We start from the raw sequence: 20,032 nt of genomic DNA on the forward strand, positions 1-20,032 counted from the left end.
GCACATCAATTATTGATTAACCGCCGTGTCTTTAGAATGTGTCTTTTCGAAAATAGCGGCTATTTTATCAGGAAGTTGACGTTCAACCTCTTTTACCGCTTCATCAATTGCTGCTTGAAATGCTTTAGCTGACGCATTTCCATGACTTTTAACGACAATACCGCGCAATCCTACCAGAGAAGCACCGTTATACTGGTCGGGGTTCACCCTTTTATAGAGTTTTTTTATTATTGGACGCAATATAAACGCCATACATTTATACAAAAGGTGCTTTTCGAGCGCAGCTGTAAACTTATTCATAATAAGCTTGGCAATGCCTTCGCATGTTTTAAGCGCCACGTTACCCACAAACCCTTCGCATACAATAACATCTGCCATGCCAGAAAAAATATCACTTCCTTCGCTGTAACCAATGTAATTAATATGTGGGCTTTGCTGCATTAATTGTGCAGCCTGTTTAATGTCGTCGTGGCCTTTAATGTCCTCAGCGCCAATATTTAATAAGCTAACGCGAGGGTTATCGCAGCCAAGTGCTTGACCAGCAACTACAGAGCCCATAATGCCAAACTGATAGAGCATTTGCGCATCGCAATGCACATTAGCACCTAAGTCGAGTAAATATACTGGGTTTTGGCTTTCTGTTGGAACAGATGAAATGAGTGCGGCACGTTTAACACCTGGCAGCATTTTTAATACGTAGTGAGCCATAAAAAATAAAGCGCCGGTATTACCTGAGCTAACACACGCTTGAGCTTCGCCCGACTTAACTAAATCAAGGGCAACACGCATAGATGAATCTTTTTTTGAACGTACAGCAATTGCAGGTTCGCAGGCGTTAGTGACTATTTCACTACAGTGACGAATTATGAGTCTTGGATGAGATAAAGAATCGAGGGATTCGAGTTCTTTAGATATAACGTCTTCATTGCCACATAAAATGAGACTTAAATTGGCATGAGCGTTTACCGCATGAACGGCAGCAGGAATAGATGAACGGGGGCCGTAATCGCCCCCCATCATATCTAACGCTATGGTTAGATCTTTCAGCATATAAGTAATCTCTTATTTAGAAATTACTTGAACGCCTTTGTAGTAACCATCTGCAGTCACATGGTGACGACGATGAGTCTCACCAGATGTTTGATCTACAGTTAAAGTTGGACCACTGATCGCATCGTGTGAACGGCGCATGCCGCGTCTTGCACGAGACTTTTTGCTTTTTTGTACAGCCATAGTCTTCTCCTAAGAATCTTTCTTAAGTTGTTTCAAAATATCAAATGGATTAGGTTTATCATCTTCCGCCTTTAATACACCAAAGCTGGCAGGCTTTGCTGAATAACTGCATGAAGCTTCGTTGTGGGTAGCCACTAATGGAATTGCTAAAATTAGTTCGTCTTCAATTAAATCAAAAACGTTAACTTCACCATTTTCATCAAGTGCTACTTCGTCGTAGTCTTCAGGAAAAATATCTAACTCTGTATCTTCACCTACTGGTGAATATGCAAAGTCTTGAACCAAATCCAACCCTAAATCACCATTACAACGTTGACAAATGACAGTAACATGTGTGGACAAATTGCCTCTAATCACAGCGAAACCTTGATCATCGTTTTTGCAATGTATTTTTACCGCTATTTCACCTACTTCTTCCTGCACAACTTTCTCTAAACGAGTAAGTTTTTCAAGCGGTACAATTCCGTCATACTTTAAACGGTGCTGCGCTGCTTTGCCTGGATGAAGAGTGATGGGAATTTTCACCTTTTGCATAGGGGCTGCATCATATAGATAGTTAGTTTGTTAGTCAAAGTAAAAAACCATTTTTACTTGGTTTTTAACGTGTTTTACTCTCGGATCTGATTTATCCTAACTCAATCTGAATTATCGTAGGAAAACAGTCCATGAAGCTTCCACTCATTTTAGCGTCAAGCTCGCCTTTTAGGCAGTCTTTATTACAAAAATTTAATTTACCCTTTGATACGTTTTCACCCGACGTTGACGAATCAGCACTTGAATGCGAAACACCTACTGAACTGGTTAAGCGTTTAAGTGAGTTAAAAGCCTCAGCAGCTAATAAACACTTTAAAAAAGGGTTAGCAATTGGATCAGACCAAGTCGCTGTGTTTAACAATCAAATTTTAGGTAAACCGCACAATAAACAAAATGCTCTAAAACAACTAAATTTATTTAGCGGTAATACTGTAACATTTTTAACTGGGCTTTGTGTTTACGATATTGTAACTGGAACAAAAAAAACCTGCGTAGAACCTTTTAATGTGACGTTTAAAACCCTAAGTGATGCACAAATTAGTGCTTATTGCGACGCAGAGCAGCCTTATAACTGTGCTGGCAGCTTTAAAAGTGAAGGATTGGGTATCTGTTTATTTGAAAAACTAAGCGGAGACGATCCTAATAGCTTAATTGGATTACCATTAATTAAACTCAGCCAATTACTGGCTGAGTTTGGTATTGATGTGCTTACCGCTCAAAGCAAATTCTAATTAAATAAATTAGCCAAGCAAAACCTGTTGCAATTGCAGATAATTATCTACCGTTGCAACAGGGCTAAGCTTGTTCAGCTGCTGTGCGTTATGTACACCCATTGTTACGCCAATTCTATCCATGCCTGCAGCTTTTGCCATTGTCATGTCTATTTGGGTATCACCAATCATTACAGCGTCTTGAGCACTTATTCCAAGTTCTTTAAGTAATTGATACAGCATATCCGCAGACGGCTTAGACAGTGCGTCGTCGCTAGGGCCTGTTTATCTTTCGAGGTTAAATTTGCAGCAGACTGTTTGGTATTTAGGCAAGGCAGAGCCTATGTAGTGTGGTTATTCCCCATAAATAGGCGATAACGCAGCATAAATGCCAAACATGCGCTGCCCGAAGGGTTCTGCCTAGGGGCGATTTACTCTTTGTTGCCTACATGGATGTAGGTAAGGGGCGTGAGCAGGACGCGGAAGCTTTGCTCGGTTTTTACTTAGCCCACTAGGTTACAAACCTCACGCCGCGATTAAATCGCCCCTAGATTGAGCAAATTTTAATCCTGAAAGGTCAACAGGCCCTAATACGTGTTGCACTAAAAAAATGTCTAAGTTGGCTTTGATCAAGCAAACGTTCTAATCCATCTCGACCTTTACCTGTTGCAACCGCTAAAACAATGCCCTGCTCTTTTAAGGCACCTAAAACGCTAACAGCATTATCAAATACAGGAGTTGGCGTGGTATCAACACTATATTGGTGTTTATACCCCTTAATTAGCGCTTGATGCTGCGCGGCATTATCGGGAAATAAAACATCAATTGCTTTTTCAAGCGACATACCAATGATATTTTTAATTGCTAAATCACTTGGCGCCACTAAATTAAGTGACTCAGCACTACTACGAATACAGTTAACTATTTTAGTCACTGAATCCATAACGGTGCCATCCCAATCAAAAATGACGAGCTTATATTTTTTACTTGGCGTCACTGCAATCACTGTTTTGCGTCTCGTAATTTTAGTAATGTATTTTTAAGCGTTTTATCAAGGGGCGCTTCAATACGCATCGTTGTTTCGTTTTTAGGATGATAAAAACTTAAATCGTGTGCATGTAAAAATAATCGGTTTAACCCAACTTTACGCATAGATTCATCAAACCCCTGGTCACCGTATTTATCATCGCACGCGATAGGATGACCTTTACATTGCGTATGTACACGAATTTGGTGCGTACGGCCTGTAACAGGCGATGCTTGTACAAGTGAGCAATCGTTAAAACGTTCAAGTACTTTAAAACGCGTATGCGAAGGCTTGCCCTCAGTGTTATCTACACGTACTACGCGTTCACCCGATTTAAGTGTATTTTTACGCAGCCCTTCGGTAACGTTTTTAGTTTTAGAGTCCCACTGCCCTTCTACAAGTGCCCAGTAATTTTTTTCCATGGTTTTTTCACGAAGCTGTTCATGCAATGCTGTTAACACCGAACGGCGCTTTGCAATAAGTAAACAGCCCGATGTATCGCGGTCGAGCCTGTGAACTAGCTCAAGATTGCGCTCTTCTGGGCGAAGCGCGCGCAGCGCTTCAATTAAACCATAACTTAAACCACTGCCACCATGAACAGCCATACCTGAAGGTTTATTTATGACGATAAGGTATTTATCTTCAAATAAAATATCGTTTTCTAGGCGAGTTACTTTGTCTAACTTTGATGGTACAAACTCTTCACGCTCAGCAACTCTGATAGGTGCAATACGAAGCACATCGTCAAGCTGTAGTTTATATACAGGCTTAATACGCTTTTTATTAACGCGTACCTCACCTTTGCGCAAAAGTTTATAAATAGCGCTTTTAGGCACCCCTTTTAAATGGGTAATAAGAAAGTTATCAATACGCTGACCTAAATGGTCTTCATTGATCGTGACATAAGTTACTTGTAAGTCGTTTTTTTCTGACATTGCCTAATCACTAATTTAAGTAAAATAATTTAGTTGCTAACACTGTAATAATAGTGGGATAATCAGCAGCGCAAATATTTAGTATTTGCAAATAACAACGGTGCTTTTTAACACATTAAAACATTCGTGATGCACATTCTGGGTAGCCGATCATACAGATCCGAGTTAAGTTTTCCAAAGCTTTTATGCCTCCTCAGTTAACACGTGCGATCAATTAACGGCAATGCGCGTAATATATTGCTGGTTAAGTTTGAACATGAAGCGATTTTTAATGTGCTAGAGAAAGCAATGAACAGATAATTTGTCTGATAGTGACGACGTAAAAAACGTCGTTCAGCACTAGCTCAATTATTGTAGTACCGTACAGCAGCTTATTTAGAATTAAAAAAATCTAATAAATAAGCGTTCATTAACATCGGCAGCGATTTTTGCTCTTAAAACGGATATTAGCGATACATCAGTATGTATTGCTCACCAACTTAATGAGCCCTACGCGCCTAATATGAATGATATTTAGTAAGATTAATATGACAGGCCGACTTCTGGGTAAAACTTGTAAACGTAGCTGAAAAGCCGACAGTTTTAGCACCATTAAGAATTTAATAGCGGTAATAATCGCTATTGTTTGCCAGCATTTAAAATACTGCATACGAGATACAGAGCCGTTCCGTTAAAGACCCAGTCGTGAGGCTGCACATTCTAAAAACAGGGACAACTGAACAGGCGAGAAAAACATCGTCATGTCAGCGACATAAATAAGTAGAGTAACAATATGAAACGTATGCTAATCAATGCAACGCAGCAAGAAGAAATGCGCGTAGCACTGGTTGATGGCCAGCGCCTTTATGATTTAGATATCGAAAGCCCAGGTCACGAACAGAAAAAAGCCAATATTTATAAAGGCAAAATCACTCGCATTGAACCATCTCTTGAAGCAGCATTTGTTGATTATGGTGCTGACCGCCATGGTTTCCTTCCTTTAAAAGAAATTGCACGTACTTACTTCCCTGCAGGTTACACTTTTCATGGTCGCCCTAACATTCGCGACGTAATAAAAGAAGGTCAAGAAGTAATAGTACAAGTTGATAAAGAAGAACGCGGCCAAAAAGGCGCAGCGTTAACTACATTTATCAGTGTTGCTGGTAGCTATTTAGTTCTTATGCCTAATAACCCTCGTGCTGGCGGTATTTCTCGTCGTATTGAAGGTGATGAGCGAACTGAACTTAAAGAAGCATTAGGTCGTTTAGAACTACCTAAAGGTATGGGCTTAATAGTTCGTACAGCGGGTGTTGGTAAGTCATTTGAAGAACTTAACTACGATTTAAAAGCACTATTAGTACATTGGGATGCAATTAAACAAGCAGCCGACAGTGCTAAAGCACCGTTTTTGATTCACCAAGAAAGCAACGTGATTTTCCGCGCAATACGCGACTATTTACGTCGTGACATTGGCGAAATTTTGATTGATAAACCACGTGTTTTTGAAGAAGCTAAAGCGCACATTGAGCGTTTTCGTCCTGACTTTATGAGCCGTGTTAAGCTTTATCAAGGTGACACGCCTTTATTTACACATTACCAAATTGAAAGCCAAATTGAGTCTGCATTCCAGCGTGAAGTACGTCTTCCTTCTGGTGGTTCAATTGTAATTGACCCTACTGAAGCACTGACATCTATTGATATCAACTCGTCTAAGGCAACTAAAGGCGGCGATATTGAAGAGACAGCACTTAATACAAACTTAGAAGCGGCCGATGAAATTGCACGTCAATTACGTCTTCGTGACCTAGGTGGTTTAATTGTAATCGACTTTATTGATATGACTCCTCCACGCCATCAACGTGAAGTAGAGAATCGTTTAAAAGATGCAGCGCGCCCAGACCGTGCTCGCGTTCAAATTGGTAAAATCTCACGCTTTGGTTTACTTGAAATGTCGCGCCAGCGTTTGCGTCCTTCATTAGGTGAAGCAAGCCAAGGCCCATGTCCACGTTGTAGTGGCCAAGGTACTATTCGTTCAAACGAATCAATAGCACTTTCAATTCTTCGCTTAATTGAAGAAGAAGCAATTAAAGACAATACAGCACAAGTAAATGCACAAGTGCCTGTTGCTGTTGCTGCTTATTTATTAAATGAGCAACGTCGTAGTGTTCACCGCATTGAAAAACATCATAAATGTGACGTAGTGATTATTCCAAATCAACATATGGAAACACCACATTATGAAGTTATGCGCTTACGTAAAGACGAAACACTTGAAACTGTAAGTTACGGACAAGTTGTTGCACCGGAGCCTGAAGTATTCGAGATGTCAAAATCTCCAAGTACGCCAGTCCGTGAAGAGCCGATGCTAAAAGGCGTGGTAATGCCTTCTACTCCTGCTCCACAAGCAGCGCCAGCTAAAGCCGTAGAGCCTGCTGCGGTAGCACAAACTAAAACTGAAGGTGGCTTACTAGCTGCTATTGGTAATTGGTTTAAGTCGTTATTTGCAAGTGAATCTGAAGAAGAGAAAAAAGAAGCTGTAGAAAAAGAGCAGCAAGAAACGCGCAATAATGCACGTCGTGGTAACGATAATCGTCGTCGTAATAACAATCAACGCCGTCGTAATAATAACCCACGCACTAACAAGCCGCGCAATGAGCGTCCAGCCGCTGAAGAGGAAGCTAAAACTGACTCAGCAGCAAGCACCGAGACTCAAGAGAGAAGCGAGAACCGCAACAAGCGCCGTCGTAATCCTAACTCTCGTAAGCGCCCAGAGCATAAAAACCAAGAAAAAGATCAAGTTAAAACTGAAGCCCCTGCAAAGGCGGAAGTAGAAACTGATTCTAAGCCAGCACAAGCTGCAGAGCCTAAAGAGCAAAAGCCTAAAGTTCGCCGTCAACGTCGTAACATACGTAAAAAAGTACGTCTGCAAGATGAAAAAGCTGAGCAAGCTAACTCAACAGAGCAAGCACCTGAGCAAACGGCTGTAACTGAAACTTCACAAGTTCAAGAGCAAGCTCCTGCTGTAGAAAAGCAAAAGCAAACTCCGGCAGAAAAAACAGCTCATATTAAAGAAGAAAAAGTTGATGTTGTTGATTCTAACGATGAAACAGCAACTACTGAAGACGAACAAGAGCAAACACGTACACGTTCACGTCGTTCTCCTCGTCATCTTCGTGCATCTGGTCAACGTCGTCGTCGCCCTGAAGGTGAAGCAGAAGTTAAATCTGATGAAGCCCCTGCATTTATTCCAGTTGCTGATCAAGCTGCTGCAGAATACGAAGCAGAACTTAAAGCTAAATCAGAAGAAACACCGGTAGATGCCTCGCAACAAGTTGAACAAGCCGTTGCGGTTGAAGACTTAGCAAAAGTTGAAGCTGTAGAAGAGCCAGTAAAAGCTAAAGAACCGGCTAAAGTTGAAACGCCAGTAGCCACTGAAGAACCTACTAAAGTTGAAGCGCCAGTAGCAACTGAAGAGCCTGCTAAAGCTGAAACGCCAGTAGCAACTGAAGAGCCTGCTAAAGTTGAAACACCAGTAGCAACTGAAGAGCCTGCTAAAGTTAAAACGCCAGTAGTAACTGAAGAACCAGCTAAAGTTGAAACACCAGTAGCCACTGAAGAGCCTGCTAAAGTTGAAACACCAGTAGCCACTGAAGAGCCTGCTAAAGTTGAAACGCCAGTAGCAACTGAAGAGCCTGCTAAAGTAGAAACACCAGTAGCAACTGAAGAGCCTGCTAAAGCTGAAACGCCAGTAGCCACTGAAGAGCCTGCTAAAGTTGAAACACCAGCAGCAACTGAAGAGCCTGCTAAAGTTGAAACACCAGTAGCCACTGAAAAGCCTGCTGAAGTTGAAGCAAAAGTGAAAATTGAAAAATCAGCACCGCATGTTAAAACAGCGATTACTCAAGGGTCAGCAAGTGCGCCAATGGCACAACCTACTCCTGTAGCTGATAGCGAAGTGAAACATACGTCTGTAGCAATGGCTCACGATAAACGTGAACTAGTTCCAGACAGTGGTTTACGTGCAGGTTCAATCAAACCTGCTGGTCGTGCAAGCTCTGCAATGACTAAAACAATGAGTGTTGATTAATAACTAACATTCATTTAAAAGCCCCGCTATTTAATAAATAGCGGGGCTTTTTTGTTTATATGATTTGAATAATTATTAAAGTTTCTTCACGCCCACAATAAGCGATTTATTCACAAAGAGGTTAAGAGGCGCTGCGCTTTTAGAGGTAGTAAAAAAGCTAAGTCTTGCTAACTTAAATAAGCCCCGCTAGTAAACCATCGCTTGTGTTTTCTCATTTACTCCTCTTTCACTTCTCTATGTGAAATAGATCTTTTAGTGGTTTTGTTAGCAAAGAAATTAAATAAACAGAAGCGTTGCTTCTCGCGTAAGCAAGCTTCACTACTACAGCCGAAATTTAAAACCGAATAAGATTAACCTGTAGACGCACAACTTGTTGGCGTGACGAGCACAAAGCCCGTAAAAAGTAATTTTATCACAAAGAGGTTAAGAGACGCTTCGCTTTTAGAGGTAGTAAAAAAGCTAAGTCTTGCTAACTTTAAAAAGCCCAGCTAGTAAACCATCGCTTGTGTTTTCTCATTTACTCCTCTTTCACTTCTCTATTTGAAATAAATCTTTAAGTGGTTTTATTAGCAAAGAAATTAAATAAACAGAAGCGTTGCTTCTCGCGTAAGCAAGCTTCACGACTTCAGCCGAAATTTAAAACCGAATAAGATTAACCTGTAGACGCACAACTTGTTGACGTGACGAGCACAAAGCCCGTAAAAAGTAATTTTTTCACAAAGAGGTAAAGAGACGCTGCGCTTTTAGAGGTAGTAATAAGTCTAAGTCTTGCTAACTTTAAAAAGCCCCGCTAGTAAACCATCGCTTGTGTTTCTCATTTACTCCTCTTTCACTTCTCTATGTGAAATAAATCTTTAAGGTTTTTTCCGATGCAACGAATTTAGATACCGGTATAAAAAAGCGCGATATAAATACCGCGCTCTTAAATCAGCCTTTTAACTTGTGAAATTTACTCGCTTTCACTTTCCATAAAACGTTGTAACTGATCTTTTAAGTTTGGCGGAATACCTTTAATTACAAGCGTGTCAGTTGCCTCGTTGTAAGTTACGCGCTCACCTAAGTGCTTACGTTCAAAGCTTACACTCACACCACCTCCAAGACCTGAGAACTTAACCATGCTGGTTACGGTTTTTTTATCAACAGGGAAAGTTTCTTCTAGATCGTAACTTTGCTCTTTACAAAAACTATCAAACGGGCTGTCATCGCCTTTTGTAAGCGTTGCAGATAGCTCGCTTACGCTGGCATCTTCACCAGTTGTCACACAGTCATTACAGTAGTCAAAAACTTGTTTACGTAAATCGTCTTTTTCTGATTTATCAAATTGTTGCTCAGATAAATAATCCTCTACTGCGCTAAGCATTACTTGGCTTTGCTGTTTTGAATCAATACCCTCTTCACAACCTAAAAAGTCTAAGAAAAAGTCGGCAACTTTACGTCCAGCTCGCCCTTTGATAAATGAAATATAACGGTTGTCGTCAGCTTGTGTATCCCACGCTGTTAAATCGATACGAGCAGCAAGTTGCATGCGTGATATGTCTAAATGACGAGAAGCGGCTAAATCAAGCTCTGAGGTCATAGAATAATGCTCTTTGATGTTAATCATCGCAATTAGCATGTAATCAGTTGCAACGTACTGGTAATGACAAAATACTAAATAGCCTGTTTCACTAAATGCATACTTATCAAGCTCTTCTTTTAAAACCGTCGAGGCTTGCTCGGTCATATGCCAAAAGCCTAACTCATCATTACGGTAACTTTGCATTGCAGATGCTACAACACTGTTTTTGTCACCACTGAAAGCACAATAACCTTTACCAGGTTTACCATTGTATGCATGATGTAATTGTTCGATAAAAACGGCTACTTTATCGTTAATTACCATCTCATCATTTCGAAGGTGAATTTGCGTATCGTCGTCTTTTTTGTCTACATAGTGAACGACTAATTTTTTAACGTCTGTTGTCATCTTTGTTTTTCACGCCTCTAGTGTTAAAATACGAGAATATAACTATTTTATTGAACCAACTAATGCCAATCTTATCAAAATACTCTAATGAAGAAGTAGAACAAATCGTCGATCAGCTTATTGATGTGCTAACTAAACACAATGCGCCGGTTGATTTAAGTCTTATGTGTTTAGGAAATTCTATCACGCATATCTTAAAAGAGCATGTACCAACAGGGAAAAGACAAGCTGTAACCGAGAACTTTGCAAAAGCGCTCGCGCAGTCGGTTAAGTAAAATTTATGAATTTATCGCAGCACAATCAATTTTCATCAAAAGCGAGTCAGCTGCTAAGTTGGGGCCATTGGTTTACCTTTGCCAATATCGGCTTAGCCCTACTTATTAGCTTAAGCTATTTATTTGCAGACTCGCCACCTACAAGCTTTTTAGGCATTACTTATATGCTAGTTACTTGGCTAAGCCACACTAGTTTTATAGCCTTTTTAGCGTTTGTGCTGACGGTATTTCCGCTTAGTTTAGTATTCCCCTACCCACGACACATTCGTGGCATGGCCGCTGTTATAGCCACTGTAGGCGCATCATTGCTTACTCTTGATGCTTATGTGTATGTTAATTTAGGCTATCACCTAAGTATATCTGCCTTACCTGAAATCATTTCATTGTTGTGGCATCGTTTAACAAGCTCTCCTGCTTTAACAACCATTTTAGCCAGTGGTATTGTTGTTGTTATTTTAGGCTTTCAGCTACTTGTTAGTAATTACACATGGCACCACCTAGAGCGTTTAAAGCAATATAAATTTGCACGTTACGCAATTTCTTTTTTAATCGTGTGTTTTTCGCTTAGCCACAGTATTCATATTTGGGCTGACGCCAATTTAAACTTTGACGTAACAAAACAAGATAATGTTTTGCCACTTTCATACCCTACTACTGCTAAAAGCTTGTTAGCTAAAAATGATCTGCTAGATATAGAAAGCTACGAGCAAGCACACAACGTAAAAATTAATAACCAAAATATTAGTTATCAAATGCCAAGCCCGCTTGAAAAATGCGAGGACTACACACAAGCCAATGTAGATATATTTGTATTTGAAACTCAACAACAACTCGAAAAGTTTGTTGCCGAGAATAAAAACATGCACAAAACAGAGCAGTTTTTACAGCCAACAAATCATGACGATACGTTATTTAGCTTAGTGTATGGTTTACCCGCTTTTTATAAAGCAGCAATTTTAACCGAGCAGACACTCCCAGTTTGGCAAAGTCAGCGCCGTAGCATTGAAGTAACTGGCATTGAAGAACTAAGCTTTATTAATGATCAAGCACATAGCTCTAGTGCTATTCGAGTAATTAAAGCGAGTGATACCCCTACTGTTCGAGATGATGAAACACAGGTTTTTGCTTTTAGTCTTGCCAATAACAAGCAAGAAGTAGTAGCAACCTCAACTTTATACAGCTCTGACAAACGTATTTCTAAAGTAGATGGGTTAATTCAACCTAGCGATTTAATTGCAACAAGCGTTGGGCAATATTTAAATTGTAAAGCTATTGCCAAGCAAACAATGCTAGGCGTTAATCTATACAAGAAAAAAGACGATATGGGCGTGAACTACTCTCAGGGTGTTGTTATAGCCTATAAAAAAGATAGGATTACCTTAATAGATTCAGATGGTAACTTTAAAAACATTTCCGCCGCTGAAGGTTTTTCTATTGAACAAGGTTTAGATATACCATTTTTAGTACAGAGTATTAAAAAGCTCAAAACCTTTACCCAATAACAGTTATCCTAACCTAGCTTGATATACCACCAAGCTAGGTTATAGTTTTATATTGTTGTTAGATATAAAAACCAAGGATGACATGTATGTTTAAAACTTCTCGTTATATTCTCCATTCTAGCTTTTTACTTATCAGTTTTTTTAGCTTTAGCGATACCACTTACTACAAATGTGTAACAGAAAAAGGCACTGTCTTTTCTCAACTCCCCTGTGACGACGAAGCAACGACTTATAAAGTTAACACAACGGGTAATCAGTATTCTGGTCCTAAGGTTGACTACACTAAACAACTAAACGAACTTGAGCGTGAAAGGCTTCTGTCGGCCTTACAGGCAGAGCTTCGCAGTAATAACCATAAACTAACAATACTTGATCGTAATAAAGAGCGTGCTGAATACAAACAACAAGAGCGGTTAAATCATATCTTAGCCATTGATGATAAAAAGCGTATTACTAAAGACATTACTAAAAAACTAAAAATAATTAATAAAACATATAAGAAAAACGTATCGGCTGTGACTAAACAAATTAAAATTCTCGAAAAAAAGATAGCTCAATTCCAATAAGTTACTCTTAGTTAGTAAGTAACATTTATCTTGGTTTTAAACTTAAAATAACATACCCTTAACACAATAGAGTATAAACTCTAGGGACTTTTAAGGAGTGCGAATGCAACCTCGCCATATTGCTGAATTAATTTTAACGGGTTTTAAAAGGCACTATCAGTTATTTCAAAAAACAACAGCTAAAGCCCCTCTTGCCTTTGCAAAAAAAGATTGGCAAACAATTAATGATATCAGCCGTTTGCGTATCAGCTATTATGATGATCGTGTTAACGAAACCACGCAAGCGCTAAAAAAAGAAACCCCAACCGAACAACTCGATGAAAGCCTATGGCTTGAAGTTAAAAAGATATATCAGCATTTTTTATGTTTTCATCCCCAAGCAGAGCTCGCCGAAACTTTTTATAACTCTGTATTTTGCCGGCTGTACCATAGGCGCTATTTTCATAATGACTTTATATTTGTAGAGGCAACCTTAAAAGATGCTCCTTCAGTGCCTGTAGAAGCAGAATATAGAACATACTTTCCTGTAGTTGATGGCCTAAAACCAACAATAAAACGCATTATTAGTCATTTTGATTTTAAAGCCCCATTTGTAAATTTAGAGCGTGATATTCGCCTCCTTGTTAAAGCTTTTTATAAACAAGCCCCCGATACACATCACCAACCTTGGCAAATGCGCTTTGATATTTTACACACGCCTTTTTATCGAAATAAAGCAGCCTATATTGTTGGTCGTGTTGTTTCAAAAAGTGGGGTTCAGCCCTTTATAATCGCTGTATTACACGATGAAGATAACGGATTATATTTAGATGCACTTTTAACTAAGTCATCTCAAATGCGTGTTATTTTTGGCTTTGCCCGCGCTTATTTTATGGTAGAGACTCATGCACCTTCAGCACTTGTTCGGTTTTTAAATCAACTTATGCCAAACAAAACACTTGCTGAGCTCTATAACGCAGTGGGTTTTCATAAGCAGGGTAAAACTGAGTTTTACCGAGAGTTTTTAAATCATTTATCTCACTCTAGTGATGAGTTTACAATTGCACCGGGGACTCCCGGTATGGTGATGATGGTATTTACCCTCCCCTCATTTGGCTATGTTTTTAAAGTAATAAAAGACAAATTTGGTGAGAGTAAACCCTTTGGCCGTGATACCGTATTAAAACGCTATCAACTGGTAAAAAACCATGATCGCGTTGGCAGAATGGCCGATACCATAGAGTATTCTAACGTCGTATTTCCTTTAGCGCGTTTTGATAGTAATTTACTTGCGCAATTACATAAAACAATTGGCTCATCAATGATAATTGAGGGCGATTGGTTGATCATCAAGCATTTGTATATTGAACGGCGCATGACACCTCTTAACTTGTTTTTAGAAAATGCTGATGAAGAAAGTGTCGCCGACGCGATTGAAGAATATGGGCAAGCCCTAAAAGAAATGATTGCTGTTAATATATTCCCTGGTGATATGCTCTTAAAAAACTTTGGTGTAAGTAAGCACAAACGTATTATTTTTTACGATTACGATGAAGTTCAATATCTAACCGATATGAACTTTAGAGCATTACCAAAAGCAAAGAGCTATGACGACTATCTAATGGATGAACAAAGTTACTCTGTTGCACCACAGGACGTATTTCCTGAGCAACTTTGTACATTTGTAATGCCAAACCCTATGTATAAAAAGTTTTTACTCAGCACTCATCCTGAGCTTATAGATGTTAGCTTTTGGAAGCAGGCACAACAAAATATAAAAAATGGTCAGGTAAGTCATATTTACCCATACCCGACAGCACAGCGCTTTATTCACCACTGGTAAGCGCTAAAGGACACACACAATGAATATAAGTAAAATAGATTTAAATTTACTCGTTTACCTCGATACATTGCTGCGAGAATGCAACGTAACACGCGCTGCTAATCAATTGAGTATAACGCAACCTGCAATGAGTAATGGCCTTAAACGTCTTCGTAACTTATTTAACGACCCTATTTTAGTTCGTACCAGCGATGGTATGGTGCCTACCGAGCGTGCTTTGGAGTTACAACCCGTTATTCGTGGCATATTAATGACCCTTGAAGAAACTCTAGCACCTAATCGAGAATTTGAGGCAAGCCAAAGTAAGCGTGTGTTTAGAATAATGGCCAGTGATTACGCTGCAAGTACATTAGCACCAAAGCTTTTAAGTAAATTGCACGAAGAAGCCCCCGATACTACTTTAGATATACTCACACCAAGTGATGTCACCTTTCATGATGTAGAAAACGGTAAAGTAGATATGGCAATCAACCGTTTTGAAAACTTACCGCAGTCTTTTCATCATAAACGTATTTGGAAAGATAGTTTTTGCTGCTTAGTAAAAGCCGATAATCCTATAATTGAAAACTTTAGCCTCGACAGCTATTTAAAAGCGCGCCATATATGGGTAAGCAAAACAGGTTTTGGTGTAGGTGTAGGCATGGACCCTAAAGATGTGCAAAAACTTGGCTGGGTTGACGAAGCACTTGCTCACTTTGGTAAGCATCGTAATATTGCCACTTTTACGCGTAACTACCATGTGGCAATTCATTTAGCTAAAGAGAAAAATTTAATTGCGACCCTTCCTTCAAAAGCCGCAAATATATATTTAGATGATCCGGGGCTTAAAATCTTAGAGCCACCATTTCCAATCCCTCCTTTTGAGCTTGATATGATTTGGAGCCCACTGTTACATCGCGATGCGAGTCACATTTGGTTACGTCAAAAAGTAGCTGAAGTAGCTGAAGAGCTAAAATAACTTTATTACACAATATAATGTAAAAATTGCTAGGTTAATTTTCTGCCTGTTAACTTAGCATCTTACTAAAATAAAATTAAACCAATAAAATCAAATGACTACATAACTATTGAAACGTGGAACATACATTGCTTTTATTAAATTGAACTATACATTCATTTAATTAAAGAGGTCATTATGAACACCCATCAAGGATCAGAAGTAAATCATATTACTGACATCATTCAAGTTATGAACAGCGGCATCGATTTTTATCAAAAAGCACAGGAAAAAGTTGAAGACCCTGCTATTGGTGCACTTTTTCAGCGTATGATAGATGCCCGAAAAGTGAGTGTTGAGCGCTTGCAGCCATATGCAATTAATGAAAAAGGCGAACGCGAAGATGGCTCATCTTTCGCAGTTGAAGCACGACGTGCGTACACAGCCCTATTGACTACTTTCACCTCACACAACGACAGCACGTATGTAAAAGAGCTCGAAGAGGTAGAAGATAAAACCCTTGAAGAAATTAAAGCAGCAATGGATAAACCGCAACCAGCTGACTGCGAAGCTGCACTGGCTAAAACATTATTAACAATGCAAAGCTGCCATGCAGAAATGAGCCGTATGCAAAAGCATTAAGCTGACATAGCGCATAACTAGAACCCAGCCTCGAGCTGGGTTTTTTATTGCCTCTAATACCAATCTACATAGTTTTTTAAGCAATTTAACAAATTGCATTACATTATAACGATGCTAAATAGACCCCATATATAAGCAGAACGGTATAAACACCGCCTTATTTCACCACATTTTAATACATAATTAGTACAAATATTTAATGTTATTAGAATATTTATTTAACCACGCTTTATTTTTGCTGTGCTAATTTTGTTAATAGGTACCTAAAACCTTGCTGTGGCGCCGCAGCATTTAATTAAAAATAAGGTCCAATATGAAAAAACTAACCAAACTACAAAATAATGCTGATGTAGATATGACCCCGATGTTAGACATAGTGTTCATATTACTAATTTTCTTTATTGTAACTACATCTTTTGTAAAACCTGTGGCTATTGAATTAAACCGACCACTCGACAGCCCTCAAATAGATAAGCCTGTTAAAAATGCTTTATTTAAAATTGATGAAAGTAACGGAGTATATTTTTCTGGGAGGTTAATTGATTTAGAGCAAGTTGCGACTAATTTAGCTATGTTCGCGGCTGAATATGAAATAAGTTCGGTACTTATAACCGCAGACGAAAACAGTACACATAATACTTTAATGAATGTAATGAATAATATTAAGCAATACGATGATTATCCAATAAGTTTGATTTCTAAATAAAATCAGCCCAAGCTAAAACCAAAAAAAGGGCCTTACGGCCCTTTGAGTTAAATAACAAAAGGGAGGTTATTAATTAAAAACGGTATTCTGCACCTACGTAGTAGTAAGCACCGTTAAATCCAAACGGAGCCGAACGACGTGAGTAGTCAAACACACCTGAGCTACTTATTACTGTGTTGCCACTAGCATCCACAATAGTACCTGAGCGAGAGTTACCTATTTCATTTTTATCTGGGTAAACATCGAACAAGTTATTTGCACCAATATTTACTGATAAATCTTCAGTAACGAAGTAGTTAACTTTAACGTCAGTTAAAATTTCTGCGCCATACGTTTGACGACCGCCATCTTCTACTGTGTATTCACCAAAACGATTAAGTGACAGGTTAACAGTCCAATCATCACGTTGATAAAGCGCACTTAAGTTAATACGGTCCTCTGGTTGCCACTCTTCTATAATAGAGATGTCTTCAGCTGAGAATATATCTTCTACTTTTACTGTCTCAAGGCTTGAGCCAGCAGGAGAGAACAACGATACAACATCTGTTTTGGTAAAGTTAGCTGCAAGTGTAAAATCAAGCGTGCCACCTAAACCTTCAGTGTTCCACGTTGCTACAAAATCAACACCACGAGTTTCTGTATCAGCACCATTTAAGAAAAACTGCCCTACGCCAGCACCAGCACTATTTAGTGCTGCATCAAGGCTTGTAGATAACCCTTTACCTAAGCGATCACTAATTACAATACGGTCGTCAATATCAATCGAGTAGTAATCAACGGTTACATTAATATTATCGGTAACGTTATACACAATACCTAAACTACGGTTTTGTGATTTTTCTTCTTTAAGTTTTGGAATACCTAAACTTTGCGCAAGTGTTGAATCATTTCTAAATGTACCAACTTCTTCTGCAACTAAATTCCCATTAGTATCAACAACAAATTGTGTGCTTACGTTATTAAAGTAAAGCTGCTGCATTGAAGGCGCTCTAAATCCTGAGCTTAATGCGCCACGTAATGAAATATCGTCGGTAATAGACCAGTTACCAGCAAGTTTAAAGTTTACTGTATCGCCAAAACCTTTGTAGTTATCGTAGCGAAGTGCACCAGATAAAATCACATCTTCAATTATATAAGATTCTGCATCTACGTAAAATGAAATTACATCACGTGACTCATCCACTGAAGACGCAGGTGATGAACCACCAAAACCTTGTGAACCACCCGATGCATCTTCAGAGCCAACACCGCCACTTAAACCGCTGTAAATACTTACACCATTTAATGTGTCGTAATCGCGGTACGCATATTCATTACCTTCTAAAATACGGTATTCGTCAGTACGTATTTCAGCACCCATCGCTAACGAATAATCATCAAAGTTTTGCGTAAAATCAATATTGATTGTTTGCAATGATAATTCCATGCCGTAAGCGTACGCTTCACGTGGAATAGTTGTACGAATATCAGCTGCACTTAAACCTTGGTCATAACGTAAAAAGTTAGCGTATGAGGCATTGATAGTGTCACTTGTAGTGTAATCAATGCTGTTCTCGCCATAGGTGTAAGATAAATCAAGGCTTGCATCGTTATCAAATTCAGTTTTATAACCAAAGTTGTACGAGATATCATCGATAGTTGTGTTGATTTTTGGTAAGAAACCTAGCGGAATCGTCGCATCGTTATCTTGTAGTACTGGGTTACCACCTGCATTTGCATTATGACGGAAAAATGCAGCCGACTCATTTTCACGTGTTGAGTAAGTAATAAAGCCGTAAAGCTCGCCATCACCTAACTCGTAACCGGTATTAATTGTTAAACCAAACTGCTGAGAGTCAGCATCACCAATTCTAAAGGTATCACGATCGGCTGTCAGCTCACGCGGATCACCAGCAAGTAAAGTGCCGTCACTTAGTTCTGTACAACCATAAAACTGACAAGAGCCATGTAAACCGGCACGGTTAGTCGGTGCACGGTCACGGTAATTAATAGTTGTATTTAAATAACCGTCATCACCTAGCGCAAAGCCTTTATTAAAATCAAGGTTAATGGTTTCGCCATCGCCTTCAGAATATTGACCGTAGTTAATAGCCGCTTTACCACCTTCGCTACCATCTTTAAGTACAATATTAATAACACCTGCAATTGCATCAGAACCATACTGAGCAGCAGCGCCATCACGTAATACTTCAATGCGTTTAATTGCAGAGGCTGGAATTGCATTCATGTCAGTACCTGCGGTACCACGCCCAACAGAGCCATTAATATGAATAATACTTGCTTGGTGACGACGTTTGCCGTTAATTAACACCAATGTTTGATCAGGGCCCAAACCGCGAAGTGTCGCAGGTCTTAAAGCATCTGTACCATCACTAATTGCAGAGCTTGAAAAGTTAAATGAAGGGGCGATAGACTGTAGCATACGACCAACTTCTGTTTGGCCCGTATTTTCAAGCGCTTCTGCACTTAGGATATCTACTGGAACGGGTAAATCTTCAACTGAACGTCCTGCTACACGGCTACCGACAATAGCAATTTTTTCAATTTTTTCTTGAGCGACTTCTTCTGCTGCGTTTACACCTTGCGAATTTACTGCAAGTAAAGCTGGTAATACTGCTGCACTGACCGCTGAAAGCTTCATCATGTTGTTATCATTCCTGTTGATTTGTTTGAGTTTTATACTCAGTAAACCATTTTGATCAACAACCGCATCGAGCTCAGTCCCACCTAATAATGCCTCTAGAGCATCTAGCTGAGTGTAAAATCCATAAACTGAATTTGCATCATACTGCTTTGCCAACTCATAAGAAAACACCACGGTTTGCTCTGTTTGTTTAGCATATTCAATTAAGGCTTTGTCTGCTCGCTGCGCTTTTATATCAAATTGCACCATTTGCCCAGTGGTTTGAGTTGCTGCTTGTACACTTAAACTAAAAATAGCCGGTGCAAGCACACTAAATCCACTCAATAAATGCGTTTGGTTACTGCGCAACTTATATAAACAGCTGACAAACAAAAATCCTCTATGGGTTTGTTTCTTTTTTTTAATGTTTTTTTTACGTTCAATCTTTATTGATGCAACTTTACCTAACATTAGTTTGATTTGCATAA

General features: G+C 39.2%; 15 protein-coding genes and 2 pseudogenes. 9 read left to right on the plus strand and 8 right to left on the minus strand.

Annotation, left to right across the window (positions count from 1 at the left end; translation table 11 throughout):
• Window positions 1-9 precede the first annotated feature (9 nt).
• From plsX to yceD, 3 genes are read right to left on the minus strand one after another with little or no spacing between them, the layout of a single operon-like run.
• Window positions 10-1,050: a phosphate acyltransferase PlsX gene (gene plsX, locus QMA08_RS02770; RefSeq protein ID WP_290173624.1), complete on the minus strand. Its 1,041-nt coding sequence runs from the start codon at window positions 1,048-1,050 to the stop codon at window positions 10-12.
• 12 nt (window positions 1,051-1,062) lie between these two features.
• Entirely contained in the window at window positions 1,063-1,233 is a 171-nt protein-coding gene (gene rpmF, locus QMA08_RS02775; protein ID WP_002962381.1) for a 50S ribosomal protein L32, read from the minus strand.
• Between the two features lie 9 nt (window positions 1,234-1,242).
• Window positions 1,243-1,767: a 23S rRNA accumulation protein YceD gene (yceD, locus tag QMA08_RS02780; protein WP_007375269.1), complete on the minus strand. Its 525-nt coding sequence runs from the start codon at window positions 1,765-1,767 to the stop codon at window positions 1,243-1,245.
• Between the two features lie 131 nt (window positions 1,768-1,898).
• Here yceD and QMA08_RS02785 point away from each other — a divergent pair, with 131 nt between their 5' ends.
• Window positions 1,899-2,498, plus strand: coding sequence for a Maf family protein (locus QMA08_RS02785; RefSeq protein WP_138488900.1), 600 nt, complete (start codon window positions 1,899-1,901; stop codon window positions 2,496-2,498).
• Between the two features lie 9 nt (window positions 2,499-2,507).
• On the opposite strand, the pseudogene QMA08_RS02790 reads toward QMA08_RS02785, so the two are convergent.
• The 3 genes and pseudogenes from QMA08_RS02790 to rluC all read right to left on the minus strand — a co-directional run.
• Window positions 2,508-2,753, minus strand: a pseudogene (locus tag QMA08_RS02790) (HAD-IA family hydrolase); the annotation flags it as partial.
• A gap of 316 nt (window positions 2,754-3,069) precedes the next feature.
• Window positions 3,070-3,483, minus strand: a pseudogene (locus tag QMA08_RS02795) (HAD hydrolase-like protein); the annotation flags it as partial.
• A complete protein-coding gene (gene rluC, locus QMA08_RS02800; protein WP_024596136.1) occupies window positions 3,480-4,439 on the minus strand; it encodes a 23S rRNA pseudouridine(955/2504/2580) synthase RluC in 960 nt (319 codons plus the stop codon). The pseudogene QMA08_RS02795 and the gene rluC, both read right to left, overlap by 4 nt.
• Window positions 4,440-5,211: 772 nt before the next feature.
• On the opposite strand from rluC, the gene rne reads away from it, so the two are divergent.
• On the plus strand, window positions 5,212-8,505 hold the full coding sequence (gene rne, locus QMA08_RS02805) for a ribonuclease E (RefSeq protein ID WP_290173628.1): 3,294 nt from the start codon (window positions 5,212-5,214) through the stop codon (window positions 8,503-8,505).
• 949 nt (window positions 8,506-9,454) lie between these two features.
• Here the strand turns inward: rne and yejK are convergent.
• Window positions 9,455-10,471: a nucleoid-associated protein YejK gene (gene yejK, locus QMA08_RS02810; protein ID WP_002961473.1), complete on the minus strand. Its 1,017-nt coding sequence runs from the start codon at window positions 10,469-10,471 to the stop codon at window positions 9,455-9,457.
• A 62-nt stretch (window positions 10,472-10,533) separates the two neighbouring features.
• Here yejK and QMA08_RS02815 point away from each other — a divergent pair, with 62 nt between their 5' ends.
• The 7 genes from QMA08_RS02815 (at window position 10,534) to QMA08_RS02845 (ending at window position 16,921) form a co-directional block, all read left to right on the plus strand.
• The gene (locus QMA08_RS02815; protein ID WP_002961475.1) at window positions 10,534-10,746 is read left to right on the plus strand and encodes a DUF1414 domain-containing protein; all 213 of its coding nucleotides are present in this window, start codon (window positions 10,534-10,536) and stop codon (window positions 10,744-10,746) included.
• A 5-nt stretch (window positions 10,747-10,751) separates the two neighbouring features.
• Window positions 10,752-12,248: a DUF3413 domain-containing protein gene (locus QMA08_RS02820; protein ID WP_290173632.1), complete on the plus strand. Its 1,497-nt coding sequence runs from the start codon at window positions 10,752-10,754 to the stop codon at window positions 12,246-12,248.
• A gap of 86 nt (window positions 12,249-12,334) precedes the next feature.
• On the plus strand, window positions 12,335-12,814 hold the full coding sequence (locus tag QMA08_RS02825) for a DUF4124 domain-containing protein (RefSeq protein WP_002961480.1): 480 nt from the start codon (window positions 12,335-12,337) through the stop codon (window positions 12,812-12,814).
• Between the two features lie 103 nt (window positions 12,815-12,917).
• Complete coding sequence (gene aceK / locus QMA08_RS02830; RefSeq protein WP_002961482.1) at window positions 12,918-14,636, plus strand: bifunctional isocitrate dehydrogenase kinase/phosphatase; 1,719 nt, start codon at window positions 12,918-12,920, stop codon at window positions 14,634-14,636.
• Window positions 14,637-14,655: 19 nt separating this feature from the next.
• Window positions 14,656-15,594 carry a LysR family transcriptional regulator gene (locus tag QMA08_RS02835; RefSeq protein ID WP_002961484.1) on the plus strand — a complete coding sequence of 313 codons (939 nt, stop codon included), beginning with the start codon at window positions 14,656-14,658 and terminating at the stop codon, window positions 15,592-15,594.
• 177 nt (window positions 15,595-15,771) lie between these two features.
• Window positions 15,772-16,215, plus strand: coding sequence for a PA2169 family four-helix-bundle protein (locus tag QMA08_RS02840; RefSeq protein WP_002961486.1), 444 nt, complete (start codon window positions 15,772-15,774; stop codon window positions 16,213-16,215).
• A 313-nt stretch (window positions 16,216-16,528) separates the two neighbouring features.
• The gene (locus tag QMA08_RS02845) at window positions 16,529-16,921 is read left to right on the plus strand and encodes a biopolymer transporter ExbD (RefSeq protein ID WP_039490063.1); all 393 of its coding nucleotides are present in this window, start codon (window positions 16,529-16,531) and stop codon (window positions 16,919-16,921) included.
• A gap of 73 nt (window positions 16,922-16,994) precedes the next feature.
• Here the strand turns inward: QMA08_RS02845 and QMA08_RS02850 are convergent, their stop codons facing one another.
• Window positions 16,995-20,030, minus strand: a complete 3,036-nt coding sequence (locus QMA08_RS02850; protein ID WP_290173637.1) for a TonB-dependent receptor — start codon at window positions 20,028-20,030, stop codon at window positions 16,995-16,997.
• Between the last annotated feature and the right edge of the window lie 2 nt (window positions 20,031-20,032).

The sequence above is a fragment of the Pseudoalteromonas sp. APC 3355 genome (genome assembly GCF_030407615.1).
GTDB lineage: Bacteria > Pseudomonadota > Gammaproteobacteria > Enterobacterales > Alteromonadaceae > Pseudoalteromonas > Pseudoalteromonas distincta.

Bases quoted from the DNA above. Each gene is read 5' to 3' on its own strand.
- plsX (WP_290173624.1), bottom strand. From the start codon at position 1,050: ATGCTGAAAGATCTAACCATAGCGTTAGATATGATGGGGGGCGATTAC.
- rpmF (WP_002962381.1), bottom strand. From the start codon at position 1,233: ATGGCTGTACAAAAAAGCAAAAAGTCTCGTGCAAGACGCGGCATGCGC.
- yceD (WP_007375269.1), bottom strand. From the start codon at position 1,767: ATGCAAAAGGTGAAAATTCCCATCACTCTTCATCCAGGCAAAGCAGCG.
- QMA08_RS02785 (WP_138488900.1), top strand. From the start codon at position 1,899: ATGAAGCTTCCACTCATTTTAGCGTCAAGCTCGCCTTTTAGGCAGTCT.
- rluC (WP_024596136.1), bottom strand. From the start codon at position 4,439: ATGTCAGAAAAAAACGACTTACAAGTAACTTATGTCACGATCAATGAA.
- rne (WP_290173628.1), top strand. From the start codon at position 5,212: ATGAAACGTATGCTAATCAATGCAACGCAGCAAGAAGAAATGCGCGTA.
- yejK (WP_002961473.1), bottom strand. From the start codon at position 10,471: ATGACAACAGACGTTAAAAAATTAGTCGTTCACTATGTAGACAAAAAA.
- QMA08_RS02815 (WP_002961475.1), top strand. From the start codon at position 10,534: ATGCCAATCTTATCAAAATACTCTAATGAAGAAGTAGAACAAATCGTC.
- QMA08_RS02820 (WP_290173632.1), top strand. From the start codon at position 10,752: ATGAATTTATCGCAGCACAATCAATTTTCATCAAAAGCGAGTCAGCTG.
- QMA08_RS02825 (WP_002961480.1), top strand. From the start codon at position 12,335: ATGTTTAAAACTTCTCGTTATATTCTCCATTCTAGCTTTTTACTTATC.
- aceK (WP_002961482.1), top strand. From the start codon at position 12,918: ATGCAACCTCGCCATATTGCTGAATTAATTTTAACGGGTTTTAAAAGG.
- QMA08_RS02835 (WP_002961484.1), top strand. From the start codon at position 14,656: ATGAATATAAGTAAAATAGATTTAAATTTACTCGTTTACCTCGATACA.
- QMA08_RS02840 (WP_002961486.1), top strand. From the start codon at position 15,772: ATGAACACCCATCAAGGATCAGAAGTAAATCATATTACTGACATCATT.
- QMA08_RS02845 (WP_039490063.1), top strand. From the start codon at position 16,529: ATGAAAAAACTAACCAAACTACAAAATAATGCTGATGTAGATATGACC.
- QMA08_RS02850 (WP_290173637.1), bottom strand. From the start codon at position 20,030: ATGCAAATCAAACTAATGTTAGGTAAAGTTGCATCAATAAAGATTGAA.